17 protein-coding genes are annotated in these 23,926 nt (G+C 63.4%); 8 read left to right on the plus strand and 9 right to left on the minus strand.

What is annotated here, in order from left to right; all coding sequences use genetic code 11:
• Positions 1-240: 240 nt before the first annotated feature.
• The 3 genes from AC1RJ5_RS03055 to rlxS all read right to left on the minus strand — a co-directional run bounded on the left by AC1RJ5_RS03055 (position 241) and on the right by rlxS (position 3,139).
• On the minus strand, positions 241-675 hold the full coding sequence (locus AC1RJ5_RS03055; protein ID WP_493111641.1) for a helix-turn-helix domain-containing protein: 435 nt from the start codon (positions 673-675) through the stop codon (positions 241-243).
• Positions 672-1,097, minus strand: coding sequence for a CopG family transcriptional regulator (locus AC1RJ5_RS03060; RefSeq protein WP_493111643.1), 426 nt, complete (start codon positions 1,095-1,097; stop codon positions 672-674). Before AC1RJ5_RS03060 ends, AC1RJ5_RS03055 begins: the two co-directional genes overlap by 4 nt.
• Positions 1,098-1,183: 86 nt before the next feature.
• Positions 1,184-3,139: a relaxase/mobilization nuclease RlxS gene (rlxS, locus tag AC1RJ5_RS03065; protein WP_493111644.1), complete on the minus strand. Its 1,956-nt coding sequence runs from the start codon at positions 3,137-3,139 to the stop codon at positions 1,184-1,186.
• A 271-nt stretch (positions 3,140-3,410) separates the two neighbouring features.
• Between rlxS and AC1RJ5_RS03070 the strand changes: the two genes are divergently transcribed.
• Entirely contained in the window at positions 3,411-4,703 is a 1,293-nt protein-coding gene (locus AC1RJ5_RS03070) for a hypothetical protein (RefSeq protein ID WP_493111646.1), read from the plus strand.
• 3 nt (positions 4,704-4,706) lie between these two features.
• Here the strand turns inward: AC1RJ5_RS03070 and AC1RJ5_RS03075 are convergent, their stop codons facing one another.
• From AC1RJ5_RS03075 to AC1RJ5_RS03085, 3 genes are all read right to left on the minus strand, one after another.
• The gene (locus AC1RJ5_RS03075) at positions 4,707-5,624 is read right to left on the minus strand and encodes a HEPN domain-containing protein (protein WP_493111648.1); all 918 of its coding nucleotides are present in this window, start codon (positions 5,622-5,624) and stop codon (positions 4,707-4,709) included.
• Between the two features lie 58 nt (positions 5,625-5,682).
• A complete protein-coding gene (locus tag AC1RJ5_RS03080; protein WP_493111650.1) occupies positions 5,683-5,907 on the minus strand; it encodes a sigma factor-like helix-turn-helix DNA-binding protein in 225 nt (74 codons plus the stop codon).
• A gap of 63 nt (positions 5,908-5,970) precedes the next feature.
• The gene (locus AC1RJ5_RS03085) at positions 5,971-7,731 is read right to left on the minus strand and encodes a ParB/RepB/Spo0J family partition protein (RefSeq protein ID WP_493111652.1); all 1,761 of its coding nucleotides are present in this window, start codon (positions 7,729-7,731) and stop codon (positions 5,971-5,973) included.
• A 659-nt stretch (positions 7,732-8,390) separates the two neighbouring features.
• On the opposite strand from AC1RJ5_RS03085, the gene AC1RJ5_RS03090 reads away from it, so the two are divergent.
• Complete coding sequence (locus tag AC1RJ5_RS03090; RefSeq protein ID WP_493111654.1) at positions 8,391-8,798, plus strand: hypothetical protein; 408 nt, start codon at positions 8,391-8,393, stop codon at positions 8,796-8,798.
• Positions 8,743-9,405 (plus strand): Nmad2 family putative nucleotide modification protein, encoded by a 663-nt coding sequence (locus tag AC1RJ5_RS03095; protein WP_493111656.1) that lies wholly within the window; start codon positions 8,743-8,745, stop codon positions 9,403-9,405. Before AC1RJ5_RS03090 ends, AC1RJ5_RS03095 begins: the two co-directional genes overlap by 56 nt.
• 6 nt (positions 9,406-9,411) lie before the next feature.
• On the opposite strand, the gene AC1RJ5_RS03100 is transcribed toward AC1RJ5_RS03095, so the two are convergent.
• From AC1RJ5_RS03100 to AC1RJ5_RS03110, 3 genes are all read right to left on the minus strand, one after another.
• The gene (locus AC1RJ5_RS03100; protein WP_493111658.1) at positions 9,412-11,079 is read right to left on the minus strand and encodes a MazG nucleotide pyrophosphohydrolase domain-containing protein; all 1,668 of its coding nucleotides are present in this window, start codon (positions 11,077-11,079) and stop codon (positions 9,412-9,414) included.
• Between the two features lie 84 nt (positions 11,080-11,163).
• Positions 11,164-12,189, minus strand: a complete 1,026-nt coding sequence (locus tag AC1RJ5_RS03105; protein WP_493111660.1) for a nucleotide kinase domain-containing protein — start codon at positions 12,187-12,189, stop codon at positions 11,164-11,166.
• Between the two features lie 169 nt (positions 12,190-12,358).
• The gene (locus AC1RJ5_RS03110; RefSeq protein ID WP_493111662.1) at positions 12,359-13,615 is read right to left on the minus strand and encodes a tyrosine-type recombinase/integrase; all 1,257 of its coding nucleotides are present in this window, start codon (positions 13,613-13,615) and stop codon (positions 12,359-12,361) included.
• A gap of 572 nt (positions 13,616-14,187) precedes the next feature.
• Here AC1RJ5_RS03110 and AC1RJ5_RS03115 point away from each other — a divergent pair.
• From AC1RJ5_RS03115 to AC1RJ5_RS03135, 5 genes are all read left to right on the plus strand, one after another.
• Positions 14,188-14,775, plus strand: a complete 588-nt coding sequence (locus tag AC1RJ5_RS03115) for an RNA polymerase sigma factor (RefSeq protein WP_269575146.1) — start codon at positions 14,188-14,190, stop codon at positions 14,773-14,775.
• Entirely contained in the window at positions 14,772-15,809 is a 1,038-nt protein-coding gene (locus AC1RJ5_RS03120) for a FecR family protein (RefSeq protein ID WP_269575145.1), read from the plus strand. Before AC1RJ5_RS03115 ends, AC1RJ5_RS03120 begins: the two co-directional genes overlap by 4 nt.
• An 81-nt stretch (positions 15,810-15,890) precedes the next feature.
• Entirely contained in the window at positions 15,891-18,464 is a 2,574-nt protein-coding gene (locus AC1RJ5_RS03125; RefSeq protein ID WP_493111665.1) for a TonB-dependent receptor domain-containing protein, read from the plus strand.
• 5 nt (positions 18,465-18,469) lie between these two features.
• Positions 18,470-20,050, plus strand: coding sequence for a M20/M25/M40 family metallo-hydrolase (locus AC1RJ5_RS03130; RefSeq protein WP_493111667.1), 1,581 nt, complete (start codon positions 18,470-18,472; stop codon positions 20,048-20,050).
• Between the two features lie 278 nt (positions 20,051-20,328).
• The gene (locus tag AC1RJ5_RS03135) at positions 20,329-23,925 is read left to right on the plus strand and encodes a hypothetical protein (RefSeq protein WP_493111669.1); all 3,597 of its coding nucleotides are present in this window, start codon (positions 20,329-20,331) and stop codon (positions 23,923-23,925) included.
• Position 23,926 lies beyond the last annotated feature (1 nt).

Here is a 23,926-nt window from a genome sequence, read left to right on the forward strand (position 1 = left end):
CTGATCTTTCGACAAATCGAAAATGCCATCGACGCAAATTGTGAAAAGGACAAATAGTGCCGCAAGTCATTACATGGCCCTGCTCTGCAATCCACACTCTTCGGCGCAGGCTCCTACGGATTCCCGTTATCGCGAAGTTGTCGGGTTAGAGGACCGTTTGCTGCTGTTCGCTTCCCGTGTAGACGGAATGTCCGCTTTGGGGCGTCGGCTCGAGGGGCCCGAGCGGCGCCTATTGGGCCACTAAGCGGTCATACGCTCTTTGTCCTGCGCCTCATAAAGCCCCGCGATCATTCGCTTCACGATACCGTTTTCTGCTTTCGTCCGCGTTGCCTCGTCCTTCGACAACAGGTCGCGGCGAACTGACTCCGACATTCCCGCGATGCTCGCGGTCAGTATGGCGTTCGCCAGAAACGGATGCATCGCTTCAACCAAGCTGGCTTGCGCGCGCTCGGCTGTCGTTGGGCGGCCACGCTCAAGCAACGCCTTGATGCCGGACATCGGCACGAGCGTAATTGCGCCGACTTTGATCACCTCGATCTCGCCAGCCTTGATCAGCTCGTAGAACTTCGATCGACCGATGCCGGTGACGCGGCATGCGTCGGCAATCCTCAACGTGATGGGTGACAGGTCGCCGAGCGGGCGACGCGGCAGGTGACGCATGATGCGTTCCTTCATTTGTCTATCCCCATTTCTGGGGGGTTGACGGTGGGTAAGCTTTGTCCCGGCGCCGTGCGGGCGAGCATGCGCCCAACGAGCTTCATGAACTCGTCGAAGCGAAGGCGGCCGAGCCGGTTGGTCTCGGCATCGAACGCCGGCTGGTGTGCGGTGAGGGTAAGCTGGTGCCGGATGAAGAGGCCAAGCGCCTCGGTGAGGTAGTCGAGCTTCTGCTCCGTCCGGTCGGCGATGCGATTCTGCCGGTCGAGCCGGGCGCCGAACCGCTGGTCCAGTTCATGACCAGCGCGACGATCGAACCAGGCGGTCAGCGCGTCGGTCAGGATCGCGGTCTTGGACGAACCCGGCTGCGCCGCCATCGCGTCGAGCTTCGCCGACAGGTCGTCGGGAAGGTAGAATTGGTGGCGGGTCTTACGCGTTTGCATACGCGCAGAATCCGCCATTGCACGACCGGAGAACAGTACCCCAGTGGTGTCAGCAAGTGCCTGCTCGGGGCAACTCACGCCACCTGTCAGCCGATCTCCGGGCCGGAACGCTGCCGTCCAAAGGACCAGCTTATCGAGTCGCCTCGGCCAATACCGGATACGTGCCGGCCGATCTGCTTCTCGAGCACCGGGCGCCAGGGTACGAGCGTGAACTCCCTCGATTTCTCGATCACCGCGAACTTGGCCGAGCCAACCTGCACCGCCTTGCGATAGGTGCCCTCGACAGTGCCGCCGTGGTGCTCGGCGTAGCCGAGGCCCATCTCTTTCGAGAGCTGACCGGCCACCTGCCGCAGCTCACGCCGGCGCAGCACGTCGATCATGCCGGCGCGGAAGTGGATCGCATCCCCATCGCGCCAAGCGAGATCCTGCTCGACCAGCCATTGCTGGCGCAGCGCAAGCGCCTGGCGGACCTGTGCGCCGAAGCCGCGCTCGAGCGTTTCCGGCTCCTTCGCCAAATTCTGCTCGTCCAGCCAAGTCACGCCGTCGTGCCGCGCAAGCTGCGCGAGCGGCAGCTGGGACAGGGTTTCTACCTCTACGGGCAGCGCCGCAGCCGCGCTGCGCTCAAACGCAAGCACCCGATCGACATGATCGGGCGCGATCTTCCAGCTACCGTCGGGCAGCCGCTCGACGTCTCCTCCCCCGCGCCGCATTGCTTCGAGCCGTCGCACATGCGCTTCGGCAAAGCGCTGATTGGCGGTCGGATCATGCCGGAGATGCTGTTCCACGTTGTAGATCCCGTCATTGGCGGCGGCGACTTCGGCAATGATCCGGTCTGCCGGTCGGACGACCGCGACCACCGGGGTCACCTTCACAATCTCAGGATGGTCGAGCATTTCCGAGATCGATCGCTCGCCAAGCTCGACATAATGGCTGCGTCCGTCGGTCGCCGCGACGATCATATAGTGGCGGTCGTGATGCTCGTCGGAGAGCCCGCGGGCGATAACGCGCCCGACCAGCGGCCTTCCTTTGGCGGGATCGTAGATCGCATAGTCCTGCAGCGGCACTTCGGGCGCCCGCTGCTTGAGCTGGGCGTGCATGGCGGCGATGATGTCGCCGCGGCGGCCCATGGTGCGCAACGTGTCCTCCAGATCGTCGGCAAGCCGGAAGCGCCCCCTACCCTCGTCTGTCGCCAGTCCCATTCTCGCTAGCGTGCCCAGGCGGGCCGCGCGCAGGCTCTGCTCGATGCTGTCGCTGTGCCAGGACGATGCCAGTCCGTCGGTCTCGCGGGCGAGCAACAGCTTGCGGTCGATCCCGGTGAACCGCTCCTGCGTGATCTCGCGCTGGCGGGCTTCGAATATCTCCCGATCGGTGCGCGGCCCGAGGTCGAGGTTGACCAGCTCGGCGGCACGACCGGCCAGCCCGCGACTGATATACTCGCGGGCGACGATCAGGTCCTTGCCGCGATCGTCCACCCCGCGCACCAGCACGTGGCTATGCGGATGGCCGGTGTTGAAATGGTCGACCGCCACCCAATCGAGCTTCGTGCCAAGATCCTGTTCGACCTGGGCCATCCAGCGCCGCACCAACGGCTTCAGGTCCTTATATTGCGCGCCATCTTCGGGCGCGACGATAAAGCGGAACTGATGTCGATCGCCGGCCCCATGATCGAGGAATGCTTTGCCGTCGGCAACGTCGTGATCGGCAGCGTAGAGCGTGCCACGCTCGCCTTCGCGTGTAGTGCCGTCGCGCTGCAGGTACCGAAGGTGCGCGGCCGCCGCTTTGGCGCCCTTGCCGGCAAGCTTCACGAACCGCGCCTTCACGACCACGCGCCGCGACCGGAATCCGGCAAAACGATCCGACGATCCTAGCACCCGACCGACACCGGCGCCGCGCCCGATCCGACTGCCGTCGAAGCGCCGCGCGCGGGCGACCGAAGATCGCTGCGCGCCGCCGGCCAAATTGGCCGCTTTGCGGAGCTGCTGAGCGAACCGGCGATCCTTGCCAATTGACCTCAACCAAAGCTCGAAATCATCTTGGGCCATGACACTTCCTCACCGGAAAGCGTCAGATGAGGGTGCGCCTGAGCACACCTTCAAGGGCCTCCATTTGGGCTCGGCGCAGACCCGCAGAAATGCTGGGATTGTCGAGGATCAGTCCCGCGCTTGGAGGTATGGCCCTGGCCATGCCTCCATAGAAAACGACGTGCAGACGCCACTTACAGGGCCTCGTGGAGGCACCGCTTTTATCTTGCCTTACCTGCCCAATCTCCCCTGCCCGCCCAGCTTCCGACACTAGAAACGTCACTGGATGCCAGTGGACACACTGGCCCATTGTCATGCGCTTGCCGTAGGTATCGCCGAGGACTGCATCACGGCGATAGCGCGTACCTGCATTGAAGGGGGTTACGACATTCAGACCGAGCGACTGAGCCGCCAGGAGCTTTACGATCTGGTGTGGAGCGAGCCGATGAAAACGGCGGCGGCTCGCTACGCCCTGTCCGATGTCGGGCTTAAAAAGATCTGCGTGAAGAACCGAATTCCGGTGCCGTCGAGGGGCTATTGGCAGCGCCTCGAAGCCGGTCAGTCGCCGAGCAAGATTGCGCTCCCTGAATGGTCTGGTGCCGGCGAAATCGACATCCGCGTGAAGCCGAAAGGCTTGATTGCGGCGCCGGGTTCGAAGCCACAGGAACCGGCCAGTGTCGCGGAAGCGGCGGAAGCTGCGATCACGGTTCCGGAGCGACTTGATCGTCCGCATGTGGCGACACAGGCGCTGCGAAGGGCGCTCGGAGCAAGAAAGCCCGATGACTATGGCGCGATTCACAGCGTCGTGCAGGACGCCTTTCTCGTGCGCATTCACCCCGATTCCAAAGACCGGGCGCTCAGGATCGCGGATGCTTTTGCCAAGGCGTGCGACGAGCGCGGGTTCGAGTTTCAACCTGGGTGCGAGGGATCGCGCTGGCAGGGGCAGTTACGCATCGTCGTCGACGGAATGGACTTCGCATTTTCCATCGAGGAGCGAATGCGCCGCGAGCCCTATCGGATGACTGCCGCTGAGCAGGCAAAACAAGATCGCGGAGGGTTCGTCTGGACGCCGAAATCTCAGCATGTGCCGACCGGCGCGCTCACGCTCAAGATCGATCCGGCCTATGGGTCCGGGCTGCGACAGAGCTGGACGGACGGGCAATCCCGGAAGGTCGAAGACTGCCTCGGCGATGTCATGCTCGGGCTGCGCAGGTTGGCCGCGTGGCGAATTGCCGAGCGCGATGAGCAGCGCCGCAAGCAGGAGCGCCACGATCGTGAACAACAGCGCCGCGCCGCGCTCAGGGACCGGATCGAAGACGAGCGTGAGGCTGTCGCCCAGCTCAAGGACGACGCCCGCGACTGGCGGCGCGCTGAAGAAATCCGCGCTTTCGTGGCCGCGCGCAGCACTTCCGATGCGGATGGGAGCTGGGCTGCATGGGCGTTAGCACAAGCAGATAGAATCGACCCGCTCCGTAAATCGCCGCCGTCGATTCTCGACACTCCGGAGAAGGACTATCGCCCGTTTTCGATCTGGGACCTCGGGATGTATCCCGAGGAGGAAGATGGCGAGATGGAGGAAGAGTAAGGGTCAGGCGGCCTTCGCGAGGCCATCGATCCGTTCGTTGCAGACCGCCATCACGATGCGCCCGAGCTCTTCGACGCGTTCGCCCAGCCAAGCAAGTTCCTCGGCACTGATGCGATAGTGCTTCGAGTAGCGCGCCTTCACATAGGCTTCCTTGAGCTTCTCGAAACGGGCGCGGTCGGCGCGATTGTCGCGCGGCCAAGCGTCTATCAGGCGCGGATCGATGCGCTCAGCCTGCGTGCGGAGGAACCCAAGATTGTGAACGTGCGGCGTGTAGAAGGTGCAGACCAGAAGCACGCAATGGTAGAGTTGCTCACTCGCTTGGTGCAGCAGAAAGGCCGCACGCTTGTACCGACCTTTCGCGATGAGATGGTCTGCGCTTTCCTTAAAATCGACAGCCGCGGGGTAAAATTCCGAGAAATACTCCTGGGCCATCGCGACCGCCTGCTCGGGCGTCTTCGGCTTGGGCTGGTGCAATTCCGTGTCGTCGCTCTCGTAGAGCGCGATGCCGTCGTGGGCGACATCCATGAAGAAGTAGCGCCCGTGCGCGAGCCCGTCATTCACCTCAGCCAGCGTATGGACGATGAAGTTGACCGGGGTCCGGAGCGTCTTCGTGATCGCGAGTTCGCGATTGAGCCGCTCCTCGGCGCGCAGCCAGAATTCAACCCGGTCGGTGAGCTTCTCGTTGTTGACGATGAGCAGCAGATCGAAGTCGGACTGATAGCCTTTGGCAGTATGCGGCTCATCGACCCAACCGCCGCGCGCATAGCTGCCGTAAAGGATGACCTTGAGGATGCGCGCCTGCCGCTTCCAATCGACCGTCGCCGTCGCGGTCGCGTCGCCGAATTCCTCGAAGAGGATCTGGACGACGCGTTCCAGCTCGCGCTGCTTTGCAGGGGGCAGATGATCGAGGCCGGTCTTCATCGTTTCAAACTCGCCGTTCGGGCCGAAAATGCCAAGTGGTTATGTGGAAACGGCGGGCTCAAGGCCCGCCGATCCCGTCCACAAAGCGAAGGATATGCAGCATCGCGGCGGCCAGATAGCACTCGACCTCGGCGACTTCGATGTGGAGTTCTTCGGCGATCCGGGCATAGTCCAGATCGCGGAAGCGGTACCGGTCGAACACTGCTCGAGGCAGTTCGTCCATTGTATCCAGCGCCTTGCGGATGCGCCGAAGCAACTCGGTGTGCGGCAGCTCCTGTTCCATAGGTTCGAATCCTACTCAGGGAGCCAGCACCGCCGATTGACGGTGCTGGCATAGACAGGAAGGTCATGCGGCCTTGCGGACCGGCTCAACCACGGGCTCCGTCGTCTCGGCCCTCTGAGCAAGCAAGGCCGCCACCGAAGCCGAGCGATCGGCAGCGCCGACACCGCCGCGCGGCGTGTAGCTCGACGCCGGGAAGCGCAGCCAGCGCGGCACCCATCCCTCGACCTTGGCCCGCCCGTTGCTGCCGTTCAGGCAGTCGCGGATGATGCCCTTGAGCACCTTGCCGGGTTCCTTGGCGTTGGCGTCGGCGACCTGCTTGCCCGCGACTTCTCCGACCATGGCGAGCAGCACCTCGCGGTCGCGGATCAGGTCGAACAGGGCATCGTCAGGCTGCCAGACCGGGGCCATGTCCACCGGCAGATGCACCCCGAGCAGGTCCACCATCTCGCTGCGCGCCCAGAGCGTCTCGCCCATGACGATGGTGAGGGTAGCCATCACCTGCGCGTCGTCGAGCGGCAGGAGGCGGACGAACAGGGCAACCATCCCCTCGCCTTCCCCGCCGGTCACCGTGGGCGTGTCGGCGTCGAAGCCGAGCAGCGCCAGCACCTCGCGCCGCTTCGCATCGAACGCCGTCTCGGAAGCCGAAAGCTCTACGCTCTCGGTCACCGTATCGCTTGCCGAACGATGCTGCTCGACCTTCACCGACCAGAGCGGCGAACCCGCGATCATGTGCGCAACCGCCAACCGCAGCGCCAAGCTAGGCGTGTCCGCCAACTTGGCGCGCACCGCCGCATGGCGATGCAGGTCGACATAGTCGTTGCCCGCAGCGGTGATTTCGGGACGGCTCGGCTTCTCGGTCGCCGCTTCGCCAGATGCCCCCTTGGCGAGCGCACGCGCTTCCTTGATGCCGATATAGCCCTCGTGGAAGGTAACATCGCCATGATGGCCGATGGCGATATAGACCTTGCCGCCCTTGCGCTTCGCGCGGCGCTCATGCTCCCAGCTGTGGAAATACTGGCCGGGATCGAGGGTCACGACCTCGCGCCAGCCCGCTTCGCGATAGGCCTCGGCGCGCTGCTCGATGGCAGCGTTCTGCGCGGTCCAGAATTGCTCCGCGCTGGCGAAATAGCTGTCCTCGCCGAACAGGTCGGCGACAACCTCACCATCGAACCCGGCGAGGTCGAACAAGGCCATCTTGGTCGGGACCGACGCGCCGCCGAACAGCCACGCCTTGAGAGATTGGCCGACCGGCGCGCGCCCGTCCGGATCGTCCACCAGCGCCAGCCAGTCGCGCTGCTGCGCCTTGGAGGCGAGCGTCAGGTGCTGGACGGTCACCGCGTCGATCTTCTCGGAGCGATAGAGCGTGCGAATGCGCGGCAGCAGATTGCCCAGCGCCAGGGTGCGCCTGACCTGCACGTCGGTCAGCCCGAACACGATGGCGATGTGCTCGGGCCTGCGGCCTTCGCGAACCAGCCGCGTGAACGTCTCCCAGCGTGTCACTTCGTCAGGATCGAGCCGGACAACATTCTCGATGAGCGAGGCTTCCAGCGCCGCTGCGTCGTCGCCCGCTTCCATGACGGCGCAGGGCAGCGCGTCGATGCCCCCGCCCTCTTCGGCGACCGCGAGTGCCGCATGGTAGCGCCGCCTGCCAGCCACGATCTCGAAGGTGTCAGGCGACCCGTTCGCCCGCACGATCAGCGGCACCAGCACGCCCCGTGCCCGCACGGACGGGAGGATGTTGGTCAGGTCCGGCGCCTTCCTCCCGCCCCGCATGTTGACGGGCGAGACGCTCAGCTTGGCGAGGTCGATATGCTTGAGTTCCATCTGTCCTACTCCTCTTCAAACACCGCACCGGCCCCGGAAAAGGGGGGTGGGCGGCAAGGAGCGGACCGGCAGTCCCGCTTGAGCGGCGGGCGGCACCCGCAGGGCCGCAACGCAGTGGAGGACCCGCGCAGCGGGTTGCGGCGCGCCGCGGCGGGACTAGAGGGCAGCGACGCCCACCCCCCTTGGCCGCGGCCGGCAGGCAACGCCGGCGCATCAGCGCCGTCCGCATGCCGGCGTTCCGCCGGCGCTCGCGTTAGTGATCGTCGCCGCGTGAGCGGCCGAGACCCGCTAGGGGCTCGGTGGAGCGAAGCGTAGTAGAGCACGGTCGCGCCACAGCGCGAAACGCCGCGTTATTATCTTCTGTCAGTGCAAGAGCTTTGCGTTCAATCGGTGTCTGCAAAACCGAAAGACGTGATACTGGCAATGCGCCTCCGTCAGGGAGCCGACTAGCACATTTGTCGAGACCACACGGAGCTGAGAGGCCTGACTCCCAACATGGAGCAACTACGCGTGCTCACCTGAATGATGCAGATGTAGCCTTATCTACCCAATCGACTGCGCATACCCTGACTGCTTAAATTAGGCCTTTTGCTTCGGGCTTGGCTTGCTTTAGAAGAATCACGGTTCTGCATCGTTGCTTTTGGGGAGGAATGAGGTTCGTGCCTTCGATCATCTTGCATCAAACTGCCCCAGACACGATCGCTGAGGTTCGCATGTTACTTACCTCCGCAGGCCTCGCGTTGGACGGCGAGTTACCGCCTGCGAACGCGCCAGTCTGCCTCAATCCCAACCCCGTATTGCTGGTCCTTCTCGATGCAAGCTTGGATGACGATGCCGGATTTGAAGCCGCGATGATCGCTGCAGCCAACGCGGGACGCAGGATCATCGGTATTTGGGCGAAGGGATTCGATGGCGAAGCGCCAGCCGCGTTCAAGAAATATAGTGCCGATCAGGTAATCTGGGACGCGGCGCGCGTGCGCAAGGCTATCTGCGGCATGGACGAACCAAGCTATGACACGCCTACCGGTACGCCGCAGGACGCGCCAAAAACCGACAGAAACTGCTGACTTGAAGCTCCATAGCTACGTGATCGAGCACGATCTCGGGTTCGCGCCAAATCCGTTTTTCGGCGCGTGCACCTTGGCGTGCTGCAAGCCAGATATTCGCAAGCAGGCGAAGCTCGGCGACATCGTCATGGGGACAGGCAGCGCCAAGGTAGGGCGCCAAGGGCATCTTAGCTATTGGATGCGCGTCGATACGATTATCAATTTCGACGATTACTGGGGAGATCCACGCTTCGTTTTAAAGAAACCAGCGATGCGCGGAAGCGCAATGCAGCGACACGGCGATAATATCTACCATCGCGATGCGGAAACTGGCGCCTGGCAATGGCTGGACTCATTCCACAGCGAGCCGGGAGGTGAGTGCAGTGCATCCAACCTCAAGCGCGATACTGGGCGGACCGACAAAGTGCTAGTCGGGTATGATTTCGCATATTGGGGCGCTAAGGGCCCAAAAATCCCCGATGCACTTAGCGATTTCGTGGTCAAGCGGCAGGGTTGGAAATGCAATTTCTCGCCGGAGCGGCTCGCGGCGATGCTGGATTGGCTCGATGCACAACCCGAGCGCGGTTATCTTGGTGAGCCAGCGGACTGGCAACGGATCGCTCTTTAGCGGACCTCACTCACCAGGATCTGCCATACCCAACGCCGTGCAATGTATCGCGCTGCCAGAGCGCGCGAGCGTAGTGCGAAACCGCACGATGTGGCGTCCGCGCAAGGCACTTTCGACGACGCCGGTTCCCCGAACGCTGATACGATGCGTATCTAGCGGAGTGACGTCCAACGAGCTGTGCAGCGCATCAGCCTGTTCACCTAAGCCGAGCGCATCGAGGATCGCACACTTGCGCACGATCTGCACGCGCAGGCTCTCTAGATCGGCAAATTCTGTGCGATCCTTCTCGACATTAGTAAGCAGAGCCCGAAGTTCGTCTTCACTGGAAGTGTAAAGCACCACGGCCGAACCGAAGGCAGCAACGGACCCATTAATATCGATGCAGACTTCTGGTCGAAATACGAGCGACTGCTTGTCCATATCGACCGTGATCGTTCCCTGCCCTTCGGCCCGCAACCTGTGGAACATCTCGTGGCCCGCGAAGATCGCCTCTTCCCATTCCCAAAACGAATTTCCCCTCGCCTCCAGGTCAGAAACGAAAGTCCTGATAAGCCTCAAAAAGCGGAAGCTGATATCGTTGCGGTCGGGGAAGAGTCTGGCTTGCTCAGCATCTTCATCTCGTTCGAGACGTGCCAAGCGAAGCCCTTCGGAATGAATCGCCTTGATGACCGCTTCCTCGACGATCTGCGCCCGGGCGCCGTCTTCAACTTCGTCAACTTTGGGCTCACTGCGCCGTTTCTTGCCCAGAAGCTTGCGCAGAACTGGTGACCAACCGAGGACAGCGGCATTCGCGAGATGCATCACATCGTGATACCGATAGCCATCATCTTCATAGCTGTTGTCGGTCAAAGGGTCGCCGAGCCGCTTGCCCTTATAATACATGCGCGCGCGATCATCGCCGAGAGTGACGAAGGCAATTTCGAACTGGCGCGGCAACTGCTCGGCGGGCTTAAAGCCATCGTCGAATAGCGGGGTGCGCGCGCCCCTGCGCCGCGCTCCAACCTTCTCCATATTCCGCTTCAAGATATCACTGAGGCTGAGTGAATAGATGCTTGCTAGTGCCGACAAATGCCAGATCACTTCCCCAACGACGTCATTCATATCCCGGTCCGGTAGCGTGCGGTTGAGCTCTCGCTCGATCTCGGGAAGCTTTTGCCGCAGCAGCTCCGCGTTCAGCTGCCAGAGCACCGCGAGGCAAACTTCGACCAGTGTCGCGTCACCGGTCCTGGCGGTAAGAAAAGCCAGCACTTGGTAACTGTCGACCTCGATCTCCCCCGCATCACGCGGAAAGTCCCTGGCCTCGTCTAGAAACCTCTGGCTGCGCTCGGGAGTGAGCACACCCTCAATCCGACGCGCACGGACATTTTCGGCGCCAATCTCAGCGCGTAGATGGTCGATATCGTGAGTGAGAATATTGACTGATCGATCAGCGCTGAGAATCTCGGCGAGCTGGAAGCTATACCAAAAGGCATCGCCTAGTTCTTCCTCAATTTCCTCATTGGTTAGCTGCCAATTGGATTCCTTTTTGCCAAGCAGGCGCTTTTTAATCGCCGCAACGACAGAACCGACCTCACCAGCCAAGCCATAGAGCGCAATGTCGAGCCTGTCAGACTGCGAACGATCTTCGAATTGATCGCTCTCGATCACGAATCGCTGATATTCCGATACGAGCATCGGTGCCTCCCCATGCACCAACGTGCACAGGTCAAAACTTATGTATCAAGCAGAAATATATCCAAGCGTCCCAAAACAGACGCTTCAGAGAAGCCGTGGCTGATCCCCGTAGCTGCCTAAATCATTGTCGGTTGATGCATTTATCGGCCCCACCTCAAGATGCCACTTAGGTGGAAAGAATGGCTTACTGATTGGACGATGCGTGCGCCGATATGCCTGCTTGATACGCTGGCGGTTGGCTATGCCTTTGATTTCGGGATGCGCGGCACGCGAATATTTCGAGATTTCGCAGAACAGGTTCTGGCAATCAATTGGCTGAAGCGAACGTCCGTACAGTCCAGGGAAAACAATGCCGCGCTGTTTAAATTCTTCCGTTTGGCGTTCGGTAACCGCCATAATCAGGCGCTCCGCGTCGGCCGGTGAAGCTCCAGGGAAGCATTTAGATATGCCGTCATGCGCTCCGGGGCCCGCCACGACAAACTCAGATTCAGCAAAATCGAGCATGGACGAGTAGTTCAGGTCGATCGTGAACTGAAATGCCAGGAACTTTCCGATACCCGAATAGCCCAGCAGTTGCTCATACACCGATCTAAGGCTAGTCGCGGCCGCGATGCGCGCCGGCAACCCATCATCCATCATTCGCGCCAGCAAACGCAGATGATTACTGTGTTTGCGCTCGCCGCCAAAAGCAGGGGACGGCATGATATAAGCAGCGGAATAGATGCGTTGGCCTTGGCCGATGAGGCGATGCAAGGTGCGATCAAGACGTTCGAGATCGGCGCTTTGCCAGCCGATTGGGCCAGTTTCAGCTTCCAGCGCCTCCCAAGTTTCGATCTTGTTGAAAAGCTTGAACAGCAGAGTGCGAAAAAAGACCTCGTCGAGAGCCTGCGACCGGCCATCGCCATATTGCACTTCACGCACTAGGTACTGGCTCACGCGGTCAGTGACTCGATAAACATTCGTGAAGCGGTGGGCTTGAAGGATCTGATCTGCGGTCCAGGGCGATGAGGCCCCTGCAAGCCGACGATAATACATATTCAGCCGCTCCGCTGCGAAGTTCCAGTACGTATCGAAAACGCAGGAGCGTTCCGCGGAATAGGGCTGCGGCATGACTTGAAAAAACATCCGTGTGTGGCTTGAGTCGATTTAGCGCTGATAACGGACGGCAACCGATCCGGCCACAGCGTGCAAAACCTGAGGGCGCCGTTGATTGCACCAGTCCGGATTTAGCAGAGAAAAGCAGCACCAACGTGGCAGCTAGATCTAGCCAGCATCCTGCTTACTGGACGAGGCGTAGGCCCGCAGGCTTCTTCACAATTCCATAGTCTCCCAACCCCGCCCGCACCGCGTCGCGAACGTAGGAGGGGCATAAATGCGCATAGTGCTTGCGCGTAATCCGCTCGTCGGCATGTCCTAGCGCCTCCGCGATTACCGCCATTGGCACCCCGGCCATCGCCAGCCGCGACCCATAAGTGTGGCGAAGAATGTGGAACCCGGCCGGCTCGACGCCGGCTGCCTCGCAGGTCTCGCGCATCGGCCTGATCTGGTGCGACGTACCGAGCTCCCGGTCATGCTGATTCAGGAAGACGAGCTGGTCGGTCCTCTTGCCCATGCACAGTCCACGGAAGAGCTGGATGCCCTCATCGCTCAGATGCACGAAGCGGGGCCGCCCGCTCTTGGTGTCCGGGAATGTCAGCACCCCACTCATCAGGTCGACATCGCGCACGCGCACGCGGTGAATCTCCGACCAGCGCGCGCCCGTTAGTAGCGCCGCCTGTATCAGCGGCCGGAACCAATCGGGCGCGTGCTCGACCAGCCGGTAAATTTCGGGCCCGGTGAAGTATCGAATGCGGGGCGCACTAACCTTGGCGTAGGGCTTAACCCTGCGCCAGGCGCTGTCGTCCGCAACCTTGCCCAGCGCGAACGCCCGGTTGAGCGCCGCGCGAAGCGGCGTGAACGCACGATTGGCGTTCGCCTGCTGGACGCGTGCGGCGTCGTCGCGAACCGTCCGCTCCTTGCGCACGCCCTTCTTGTTGGCGCGGTAGACCGAGCGCCGCGCAGCGAGCTTCGCCATGAACTCGCGCAGCCGTTCGGTGGTGAGATCGCTCACCTGCACGTTTTTGAATTCGGGCCGCACGAGCCGATCGATGACGTAGCGGGTCTTCTCGAGCGACTTGCCGGCGAAGTTGCCGATATAGTCGTCGAGCGCGTCCTCGACAGTGTAGCGCGGACGCCGCCTGCCGGCGTCGCGATCCAGCGCCTCGAACCAGTCGCGCGCCTTCCCTTGCGCAGCGGCAAAGCTCAGCACGTCGGAGGTCTCGCCATCGAAGGCATCGTCGGCGGGGCCGAGCAGCAGTTGTTCGCGCTTGCCGTCGGCGGTGCGGTACTTGGCGATCCAGATGCCGCCCTTTGGGCCTTTGCGATAGCCGAGCGCCCTGCCCCGCGTCAGCGGATGCCAATAGGGCGCGTGGCGCCTGGGGAGCAGCGCTCGTGCGCTTCTGCTGTCGAGCCGTTGGTTGCGTACGATGCGCGCCATGCCAAGCCTCACGGACTTACTGCAAATTTACTGCAAAACCGTAGCAGAATTCGCGTGGACGCGGTAGGATCGAAATGTCCATAACAGATTGAATTACAACGGATACATAGGTGTCCGGACGGACTGCCAGACCCCCTTCCGGCCGTACTCTCACGGCGAAAACACGAGTTCGATTCTCGTAGGGGTCACCAGCGTTTTCAAGCGCTTAGCTTGAGAAATTCGGTTGCAAAATGCAACACGCCTAGTTCTCGTCTATACGCGGACAAAACGTCGGGTTACGCCGGATTTGGCCGCGCGATTCGCCTTCTTCGCTGGTCAGGCTACCGGTTCAGGCACCGATGCAGAGGGATCGTTTGCCAAAGCTCTAGCCAGGCGACGAAACACGACATCTACCTGACCGTCAGCACTCACGTTGCTGATTTCCCTCCGCCAATCAATCGAACCTGCCTCGCGGACCGTTGACAGTGCCCTCGATTGGGGCCCTCGGCGCTAGCTTCCGCAACAGAACGCGACAATGGCGGAATTGCCCTCAGATCAGTTTCATCGGGCGTAGCAACCGCCTTCACCGATGATTGCTTAACGAAAATCACTTCCGCCCGTTTCGCATTCGCGCCGGCCGCGCGTTATTGATCTTGGAGGACGTGCAGCCATTGACCCGACGGGCGCGACAGGAATTGACGGATGACGACCGGCGACTGCGCCGCGCCCTGATCGCTTTCTTCGCGCGTCGGGTCGCGACGCCGGCTGAAGCGGAGGACCTGTCCCAGGAAGTCTTCATCCGCATCGCGCGCGCGCCGCGTGGCGTCGCGCCGATGCCCGATGCCTATATCTTCCGGATCGCCGCCAACCTGCTGCGCGACAAGGGGCGCCGCGACAAGGTGCGCGCCGGCTATCGAGAGGCGCGTGCGCTCGACGATTTTCTCGGGATCGATCCCCTCGATCCGCACCGCGTCGCCGAAGGAAGGGAAGACCTTGCCCGCGTCGCCCGCGCGATCGCGGAATTGCCCGACAAGACCCGAAGGATCTTCACGCTGTACCGCATCGAGTCCATCGACAAGCACAGCATTGCCGAGAGCTTCGGCTTGTCGGTGCGCATGGTCGAGATCCATGTCCAGCGCGCGCTGGTGGTGCTGAGCGCCTCGATCGAGGAACGGCGATGAGCGGACAGGAGGCAAGGAATGCGCGCGAGCGGGCCGCAGCATGGCTGATGCGGCTGCAGGACGGGCCGATGACTCTGGAGGAGGAGCTCGAGCTGGAGCTTTGGCTCGAGGCGGCTCCGCACAACCGCGCGGCGCTGACCGCGCTTGCTCGCGCATGGCGGCTGGCGGGGGAAGCGGCGGACCTGCCCATGCTGGTCTCCGCGCGTGCCGACGCATTGACCGCGCTCAGCAAGGCCAGCCCGCATGCGCCGTCGCCGCATCGCCGCCGCGCCTATTACGCCGTGGCGGCGATCGCCGCCTGCCTGTTGCTGGTCGTCATGGTGGCCATCCATCTCCAGGGCCGCGGCGAGACCTACCGGACTGCGATCGGCGAGCGGCGCATCATCGCGCTAGCCGACGGCTCACGGCTCTCGCTCGATGCCGCGAGCGCGGTCGAGGTTCGTTATGATGGCGAGCGCCGGGCGCTTCGCCTGCTTTCCGGGCGTGCACGGTTCGAAGTCGCCAAGGATCCGCGGCGTCCCTTCACCGTCAGCGCCGGGGACCGCATGGTCGTCGCCACCGGCACGGCGTTCAGCGTCGAGTTGTTGCGCGCGGAGACGCGCGTGGTCCTCTACGAAGGATCGGTCGCGGTGCTGGAGGACGGGCCGGCGAACCAGGCGCCCCGGCATGTGATGCTGCAAGGAAAGGCGTCCGCCCCGGCGGAACGGGCGCTTGTCCCGAACACCGCGCTGGTCATCCCGGCATCGCCCAAGGCGCTTGCCCGGCTCGAAGGGGTGGATGGCGTGCGAAGCGCGTCGTGGGAACAGGGGCAGCTGGTTTTCTCGGACGAACCGCTGGGCGTCGCCATCGAACGGATCAATCGCTATTCCGCGACCAAGCTATCGACCGACGGCCCCGCGACCGCCGCTCTGCCGGTCAGTGGCACTTTCAATGCGGGCGACACCGATGCGTTCGTGGATGGTGTCGCCACGCTCTACGGGCTGCGCCGGCGTCAGGACGGCGACGCGATCCTTCTGGGCCCGGCCAGGCGCTAGCCATTTCGCGATCCGGGGGCTCGTGCGTTTTTCCTCGCAAGGCTCCCGATCATGCGGAGGAGCGGCACAGGGGGAATTTCGATGAAGAACGTGACTGCGCTGCTGGGCGCCGCAACCGCCGTGATCGTGCTGTCCGCGCCGGTGGCCCCAGTCTGGGCACAGGCCCGGACCAGCTATCGGCTCGACATCCCCGCCCAGGACATGGAGTCGGCCCTCAAGGCTCTCGCGGCTGCAACCCGCGAGCAGATCATCTTCCGCAGCGACGTGGTGCGCGGGAAGCGAAGCAATGCCCTGAGCGGGGCCTATACGGCGGAAGGCGCAGTTGCCGCGCTGATCCGCGGTGCGGGGTTGAGCGTCTCGCGAAGCCCGCGCGGCGTGTTCGTGGTGGTGGCCGCGTCGTCCAGCGCGCAGCAGGCAACGTCCGATCCCGAAGAGGCCGCGCCCTCCGGGGAAATCGTCGTCACGGGAACCCATATCGCCGGCGCGCAGGTCGCCTCGCCGCTTGTGCGGATCGAGCAGCGCCAGATGCGCGAGGCCGGCCAGCGCGACCTGGGCGACGTGATCCGCAGCCTCCCCAGCAACTATAATGGCGGGCAGAATCCCGGCGCGCGCTTCCAGGCCGGCACGAGCAGCAACACCAATGCCTCCGGATCCTCGGCGCTCAACCTGCGCGGCTTGGGGCCCGACGCCAGCCTGACGCTGCTGAACGGCCGCCGGCTTCCCTATGACGGCACCGCGCAGGGCGTCGATCTGTCGGCCATTCCGCTCGATGCCGTGGCGGAGCTGCAGGTCATGCCCGACGGCGCATCGGCCCTCTACGGCTCGGACGCGGTCGGCGGCGTCGCCAACATCATTCTCAAGCGCGATTTCTCGGGCGCTACGGCCTCGGCCCGGCTGGGCAGCTCGACCGATGGCGGCGGGTTCGAGCAGGAATATGGCGTGGTCGGCGGCGGCCGCTGGGGGAGCGGCGGCGTGCTGGTCGCGCTGCAATATGACCATCAGGACGCGGTGCGATCGGACCAGCGCGACTATACGCGCTATGTCGTCGGCCCGAACACGCTGCTCGATGCGCACAAGCATTTCAGCGGGCTGGTCACCGCGCACCAGGACATCACCGACAGCCTGACCTTCGACATCGACGGGCTCTACAGCTGGCGGCACAGCGAGGGCGCCGAATATTCCACTGCGGACTTCGCCGCGACGACGCGCTTCAGCAACGAGAACTACTCGATCTCGCCCCGGCTGACCTTGCGCCTGCCGAGCGACTGGTCGGCCTCACTGAGCGCTTCCTATGGAGCCAACAAGACGACGCGCTTCGACGATTATATCGACAAGGTCAGCGGCGAGAATGACGGCGGCAGCAGCATCTACGACAATTACGCCTATGGCGGCGAGCTGGAGGCTGAAGGGCGGCTGTTCACCCTGCCCGGCGGCGACGTCCGCCTGGCGGTGGGTGGCGGCTATCGCTTCAACCATCTGCGCGTCTATGCGGCGACCAACGCAGTGCCGACCGGCGACGGGCGCGGCAACTATTATGGCTATGGCGAGCTCTCGGTGCCCCTGGTTTCGCCGGCGAATGCCGTACCGCTGATCAATCGGCTGAGCTTCACCGCAGCGCTTCGCCATGAGGAATATGACCGGTTCGGCGGCGTCACCACGCCGAAGCTCGGCCTGGTCTATGCGCCGGTGCCCGATTTCGATCTCAAGCTCTCCTGGGGGCGCTCGTTCAAGGCACCGACGCTGCGCAACGAGTTTCAGCTGTTCAGCGTCGTGCTACAGCCCTCCTCCTATTATGGCGGCAATTACCCCAGCGGCTCGACCATCCTGTTCACCTCGGGCGGCAATCGCGACCTGAAGCCCGAGCGCGCCCGCACCCTGTCGTCCACGCTCGACCTGCATCCCCGCGCCCTGCCCGGATTGAAGCTCTCCGCGACCTATTTCGACATCGATTATACCGACCGGGTCGTCCAGCCGGTCAGCAACGCCACGCTGAAAGTACTCGACAATCCGGCACTGCAGGAATTCATCGACTATGCGCCGACTCAGGCGCAGCAGGCCGCGGTGATCGCCCGCGATTACAACGGCCTCGGCAACTATACCGGCACGCCCTATAATCCGGCCAAAGTGGTGGCGATCGTTCGCAACCAGCTGGTCAACGCAGCGCGCCAACGCATCCGCGGCGTCGATCTGAACGGCAGCTACCGGATCCCGATCGGCGCGGACGACCTGACGCTCTCCGGCCAGGCGAGCTGGCTGCGCAGCAACCAGCGCAATACCGCCGGCGCGCCGCTCACCCAGCTTGCCGGCACCAACTTCAACCCGCCGCGCTTCCGCGCGCGCGGCGGCGCCACCGGCCATTTCGGGCCGCTCACCGCAGCGCTGTTCGGCAACTATACCGGCCCGATCACCGACCTGAACGTCGCTCCGCCCGTGCAGCGCGGTGACATGACGACGTTCGACCTGTCGCTGATGTGGAAGGCGCCGGCCGCCCAGGGCCTGCTCAAGGGTTTCGAGATCGGGCTGTACGTCAACAACCTGACCAATGCGCGGCCGCCCTATCTCGAGCCGTTCGACGACACCACGATCAACTATGACTCGACCAACTATTCGCCGCTCGGCCGCTTCGTCAGCGTCTCGCTGCGCAAGGCGTGGTGAGCGGGATGAAGAACCGCTCGCTCCGCCCCACCCTTCTCGCCAGCCTGGCGCTGACGCTCGCCCCCGCCGCTGCACGCAGCCAGGCAGTCGATCTCGAGATGACCGATCGCATTGTCGACGAAGGCCAGCGGCGCAGCGAAGTGATGAATATCGCCCGTTATCTAAGCGACGAGATCGGTAGCCGCCTCACCAATTCGCCGGGTGCCCGCAAAGCCGAGGCCTGGACCCAGGAACAGTTCCGCGCCTGGCATCTCTCCAATGTCCACAAGGAGGGATTTCTCTTCGGGCGCGGCTGGTGGGCGGAGCGCGTCAGCGTTCGCATGACCGCGCCGCGGCCGCTCGCGCTCACTGCCATTCCGATCAGCTGGACGCCCTCGACCAATGGCGTGATCACCGCGCCGATCGTCTTCGCGCCGATGGCGAGCAAAGCCGATTTCGCGCAGTGGCGCGGCAAGCTGGCCGGCAAGATCGTCCTGATCTCGGGGACCGACGACATTCAGACGCCGCCGGCTGCATCGCGCATTTCGGCGGACGAATTCGCCAGGCTCGCCGTCTACGAACCGCCGAAATTCTCGTCAGATGCCGCCGCCCGGCTGGAAAAATCCTACTTCTTCCCGCGCCAGATGGAGGAATTCCTGAAGGTCGAGGGCGCGCTCGCCTATGCCCGGATCACCAAGCGCGACGGCAAGCTGGTGATGGGCGACGGCTATCGCTTCGCGGCGGGAGATGAGTCCCCGCTCCCCGGCGTCGAGATCGCGGTGGAGGATTATCGCCGGCTCGTGCGGCTCGCGGATGCCGGGCGAGCACCTTCGCTCTCGATCGAGACCGTAGTCCATTACGACTACAGCGATCCCCAAGCCTACAACATCCTCGCCGACATTCCCGGCAGCGACCCCAAGGCCGCCTATGTGATGGCCGGCGCACATCTCGACAGCCCTGCGGCGGCCGACGGCGCGGCGGACAATGGCGCCGGAGTCGCGATGGTGATGGAAGCCGCGCGCATCCTCTCCCGGATGCCGCGTCCGCGCCGGACGATCCGCTTCGCGCTATGGGGTGCCGAGGAACAGGGGATGATCGGCAGCTCGGCCTATGTCGAACAGCATTTCGCGCGGCGTGTGCCGCCCGCCGAGCCCAAGGTCGGGGCCAATGGTGCCTTCTGGCTGCATGCGTCGAGCTGGCCAATCGAGAAGCGGCCGGGCTGGGACGAGATGTCGGTCTATTTCAATCTCGACAATGGCTCGGGCAAGATCCGCGGCGTTTACGCCTATCGTAATCTCGCCGCGGTGCCGATCTTCCGCGCGTGGCTCGCGCCGTTCGAAGCGATGGGCGCCAACACGGTCGCCGCCTCGGACAATACCGGGCCCGACAATGAATATATGCAGCTGCTCGGCATTCCCGGTTTCCAGTTCATCCAGGACTGGAACGACTATGGCCGGCAGCACCATACCTCGATGGACACGTTCGATCATCTCGATGCGGAAGACATGCGACAGGCCTCGGTCATCCTGGCCAGCTTCCTCTGGAATGCCGCAAACGCCGACAAGCCTTTCCCGCGCCGTCCGCTTCCCACCGAACCAAAGCGCTAGTCCTACGGAATAGATGCAAGCGTTGGGGGCCGCCTCTAGCAGGGCGGCCCTCTCAGTGCCTTCTCTACGTTCGTGCGCAAGCGCTCTCGGACACGCGCCGATCGGAAGCAGCGAAAACGCCTGACGAGTCGGGTATTTCGGACCGGGGGGAATGTTACGACTACCTCATGAATATCCGGCGGAAAGCTCCGTTTCGGTATCGAAATCGATTGCCGAGGGTATTTGGGTAGTTCCTCTATCCGCCCAGGACTCCTCATCTCCGCGCTGGAATTCGCCCGATGACTGCGACGACATCCATCCCGCTTGCCGCCACCCTCTGGGTCTCGCTGGACGGCGACGATGCCGCGCCGGGGAGCCGTTACGCACCGTTACGCACGCTTGCCGCCGCGCATGCCGAGATCCTCCGCTTCGCCGCGCTGGCGCCGCCGGAAAGCAGGGTCACCGTCGTGCTGATGGATGGCACGCACCAGATCGACACGCCCCTCCTGTTCGGCCCAGAGCTATTTGGCCCCGACGGCCTGGCAGTCCGCTTCGTCGCCGGAGGAGATGCCGTACCGGTGATATCGGGCGGCCGCCGCATCGAGGGCTGGACCCTCCATGACAGCGAAAGGGGCATCTACACGGCCAGCGCTCAGGGCCTGCATTCGCGCCAATTCTATGTGAACGGACGCCGCGCCATCCGAGCCCGCACGACCATGGCCGATGGCGGCATTCCCGCCGGCTTCCGGCCCAATCCGATCCTGCCCGCCGAGACGCCGCCCGCCGGCACGCCCTATGTCATCGGCGGCGGAATCGATTTCCTTCCAACCAATCTCAACCCCGCGGGCTGGCGTGATCCCGCGCAATGGCACGACATCGGCCAGATCGAAGCGGTGATCGACACGCAGTGGAAGTCGATGCGGATCCCCCTACGATCACTCACACCACCCGACGGCAGCACTCCCGGCAGGCTCCATATTGCCCAGCCCGGCTGGACCAACGCCAATCTGTTCTTCACCCCGACAACTGCCAATCCCACCGGCGTGCCGGGAATCTGGAGCTTCTGGCAGGTTACCCGGTTCGAGAATGGCTATGCGTTTCTCGACGAGCCCGGCGAGTGGGTGCTGGATACCGAACAGGACCGGATCTTCTACATACCGCTTCCCGGAGAGGACATGGCCGTTGCGGAAGCGATCCTGCCCGCGCTGGAGGTGCTGGTGGATGCCTGCGGCACCGCCGAGCGGCCGGTGACCGGGCTTTCGTTCGAAGGCATCGGCTTTGCCAACGCGACCTGGCTCGAGCCGAGTGGCGATGATGGCTATGTCGCCGACCAGAGCGGCTTCCACCTGCGCGGCAACGGACACCTGCCCAACCTTACCGGGCACGACCCGCATGTCGTCCGCACACCAGGCAATCTGCGCTTCACCCATGCCCATGGCATCCGGTTCGATCGCTGCCGGTTCGAGCACCTGGGTGCCGTAGCGGTAGACTTTGGCACCGGCAGCCAGCGCAACAGCATCACCCGCTGCAGCTTCGACGATATCGCATCGGCGGCGATCCAGGTCGGCGGCATCGACCGCCGCGACTTCGAGCCGAGCCCGGCGGATCACACGCGCGAGAATGTCATAACCGACAACTCCATCCGCCGTACGGGCCGCGACTATGCCGACGCCGCGGCGATCTATCTCGGCTTCACCACCAACAGCAGGATCGCGCACAACAGCATAAGGGAGACGCCCTGGGCTGGCATTGCGCTCGGCTGGGGTTGGGGGCTGCTCGATCCCGGCAGCTTCCCCGGTATCTCCAACGCCGTCTCGGGCATGTGGGGCCTGCCCGCGCCGCGCACGGTCAATTGCGGCAATGTCGTCGCCAACAACCATATCTCGCATTTCCTCGAGAGGCTGTGGGACGGCGGCGCGATTTATTGCTGTGGCTGGCAGGGCAATTCGTTCGAGGATGCGCTGCGGATCGAGGGCAATGTCGCCTGTGACAAGCGGCCCGAAGGCGGCGGCAATGTCGTCTACACCGATGGCGGCAGCCGCTATGTCAAAGTCATCGGCAACGCGCTGTTCGACAACCAGATCGGCCAGGTCGATCTCGGCCCGCCGCCGAGGCCCGACGATCCGCTTCCCTATATCGCCGGCCCGAGCAAGCTCAACGGCATCCCCTACGGCGGCGATATTGGCGGTTGCCGTACCTATGGCGATATCCATTATTCGGGCAATTACTGGGCGGCCGGCCTGATCCCGATCGAGGAAGCGCTGATCGATGCAGCCGAGCTAGTGATCAGCAAGATCGCAACCGGCAAGGCTGTGGACACCTATTCGCCCCAGGGCTTTTTCGATGTCTGCCCCTATTCGCAGGGCGGCATCTCCTACCCCACCGGTTTAACCTTCGAGGACAATCACAAGCTTCCGCTCGGCCGTGCCTCGGTTCCCGACGCGATCCTGGAGGGGTCGGGCATTCGCGGGCACGCGGGTGATTATGTCGCAACCGGCCCCGCGCCGTGTGGCGGCGGCGCCGCCTTTCCCCCGCTCTATCCGGGTCCGAGCTGGAACGTGCCCCGCGTCTCGCTGCCCGGCCTGTTCGGGATGCAGAAGGCATTCGCCCAGGAATGGTGGTATTATGTCGGCATTGCCGAGGATGATGCCGGCCGGCGCTTCGGCCTCCAACTCGAGATTGGCCGCTTCGCCATGGGCAGTATCCAGCTCTGCATGGGGCTGACCGGCATCGGCTGGCGCGACGATGCGGGCGATGACCACTATCTGAGCGGCGAGGGTATCGGCTTCGGCGCAGCGACCGGACGACCAACCCTGGCTTCCGCGGTGATTCCGGCGGTCAGCGACACGGCCTATAGTGCGCATTTCCGGCCGCTGATCGAGGTCCTCGGCCGTTCCGGCGATCTTTCGCGCGACGTGCGCTGGAACCTGCCTTTGATCGGCCCGAGCAAAGGCTGGAAATTCGACTATCTGCAGGGTGCCTCGCAAGGTGCCCCTGTGGGGACGCCGGGATCACGCTATGCGCTCGCGGCGCACGGCCGCGGTTATGTAGCCGGGGCGGACAAAGCCGTCACCCGACCGGCGAACTATTCGGTCGATCTCACGCTCACCGATCGCCGCGGCACGGTGATGGAGGGGCTATCGGGTTATGTCGGCCCGTCGATGTTCCAGAATGACGATATCGGCCTGAGTTCCTATGAATGCGCGCAGCCGGTGCTCGACATCGCGCGGGGCGGCATCACGCTCGACGATCGCGTCCACAGGATCACCGGGGGTACCCTGTGGCTCGATCGGCAGATGATCGCGAAAACCGCAAGCGACGCCGCGCCGGCCGGGGGCGTATCGGCGGCTTTACGGGGCCAAGCGCCTTCGTCACACGAACTCTATCTCGGGGATTGGATCGCGATAACGCTCGATGACGGGCTGTCGCTGGCGCTTGCCCTGTTCTGGCAGCCATCGAACCCGCAATGGATCACTGGCACACAAGTGGGGCGGCCACCCAAACAGGGCTTCGGAAACCTCTATTTTTCGGTCCATGGCACTGCACCGCATGGCAATGGAGGCCTGGCGCTCACGCCCCGCACCGCGATCGCGGGCGACGATTGGGATTTCGACGTCAATATCCTCGATGCCGATGATCGTGCGAGATCGCCACATTGGAAGTCGCCAGCCTCGGGCAAGACCTACGCCACGGCTTGGCGCATCGACTTTGCGCGCCGCGCGCAGCGCCAGGGTCTGCCGCCGGTCCTGTATCTCCACACCGTCAGCGACAATTGCGAGATCATTCCCGCTACCGCGTCGGGAGCCTTTTTCGAAGGCGCCGCATTGGTGTACGGCGACCCCGAACGCCGGCGGCAGATCGGCCAGGCCTTTGTCGAGCAAATGGGATTCAATTGAC

The sequence above is a fragment of the Sphingomonas sp. GW822-FHT03G08 genome, assembly GCF_058801135.1.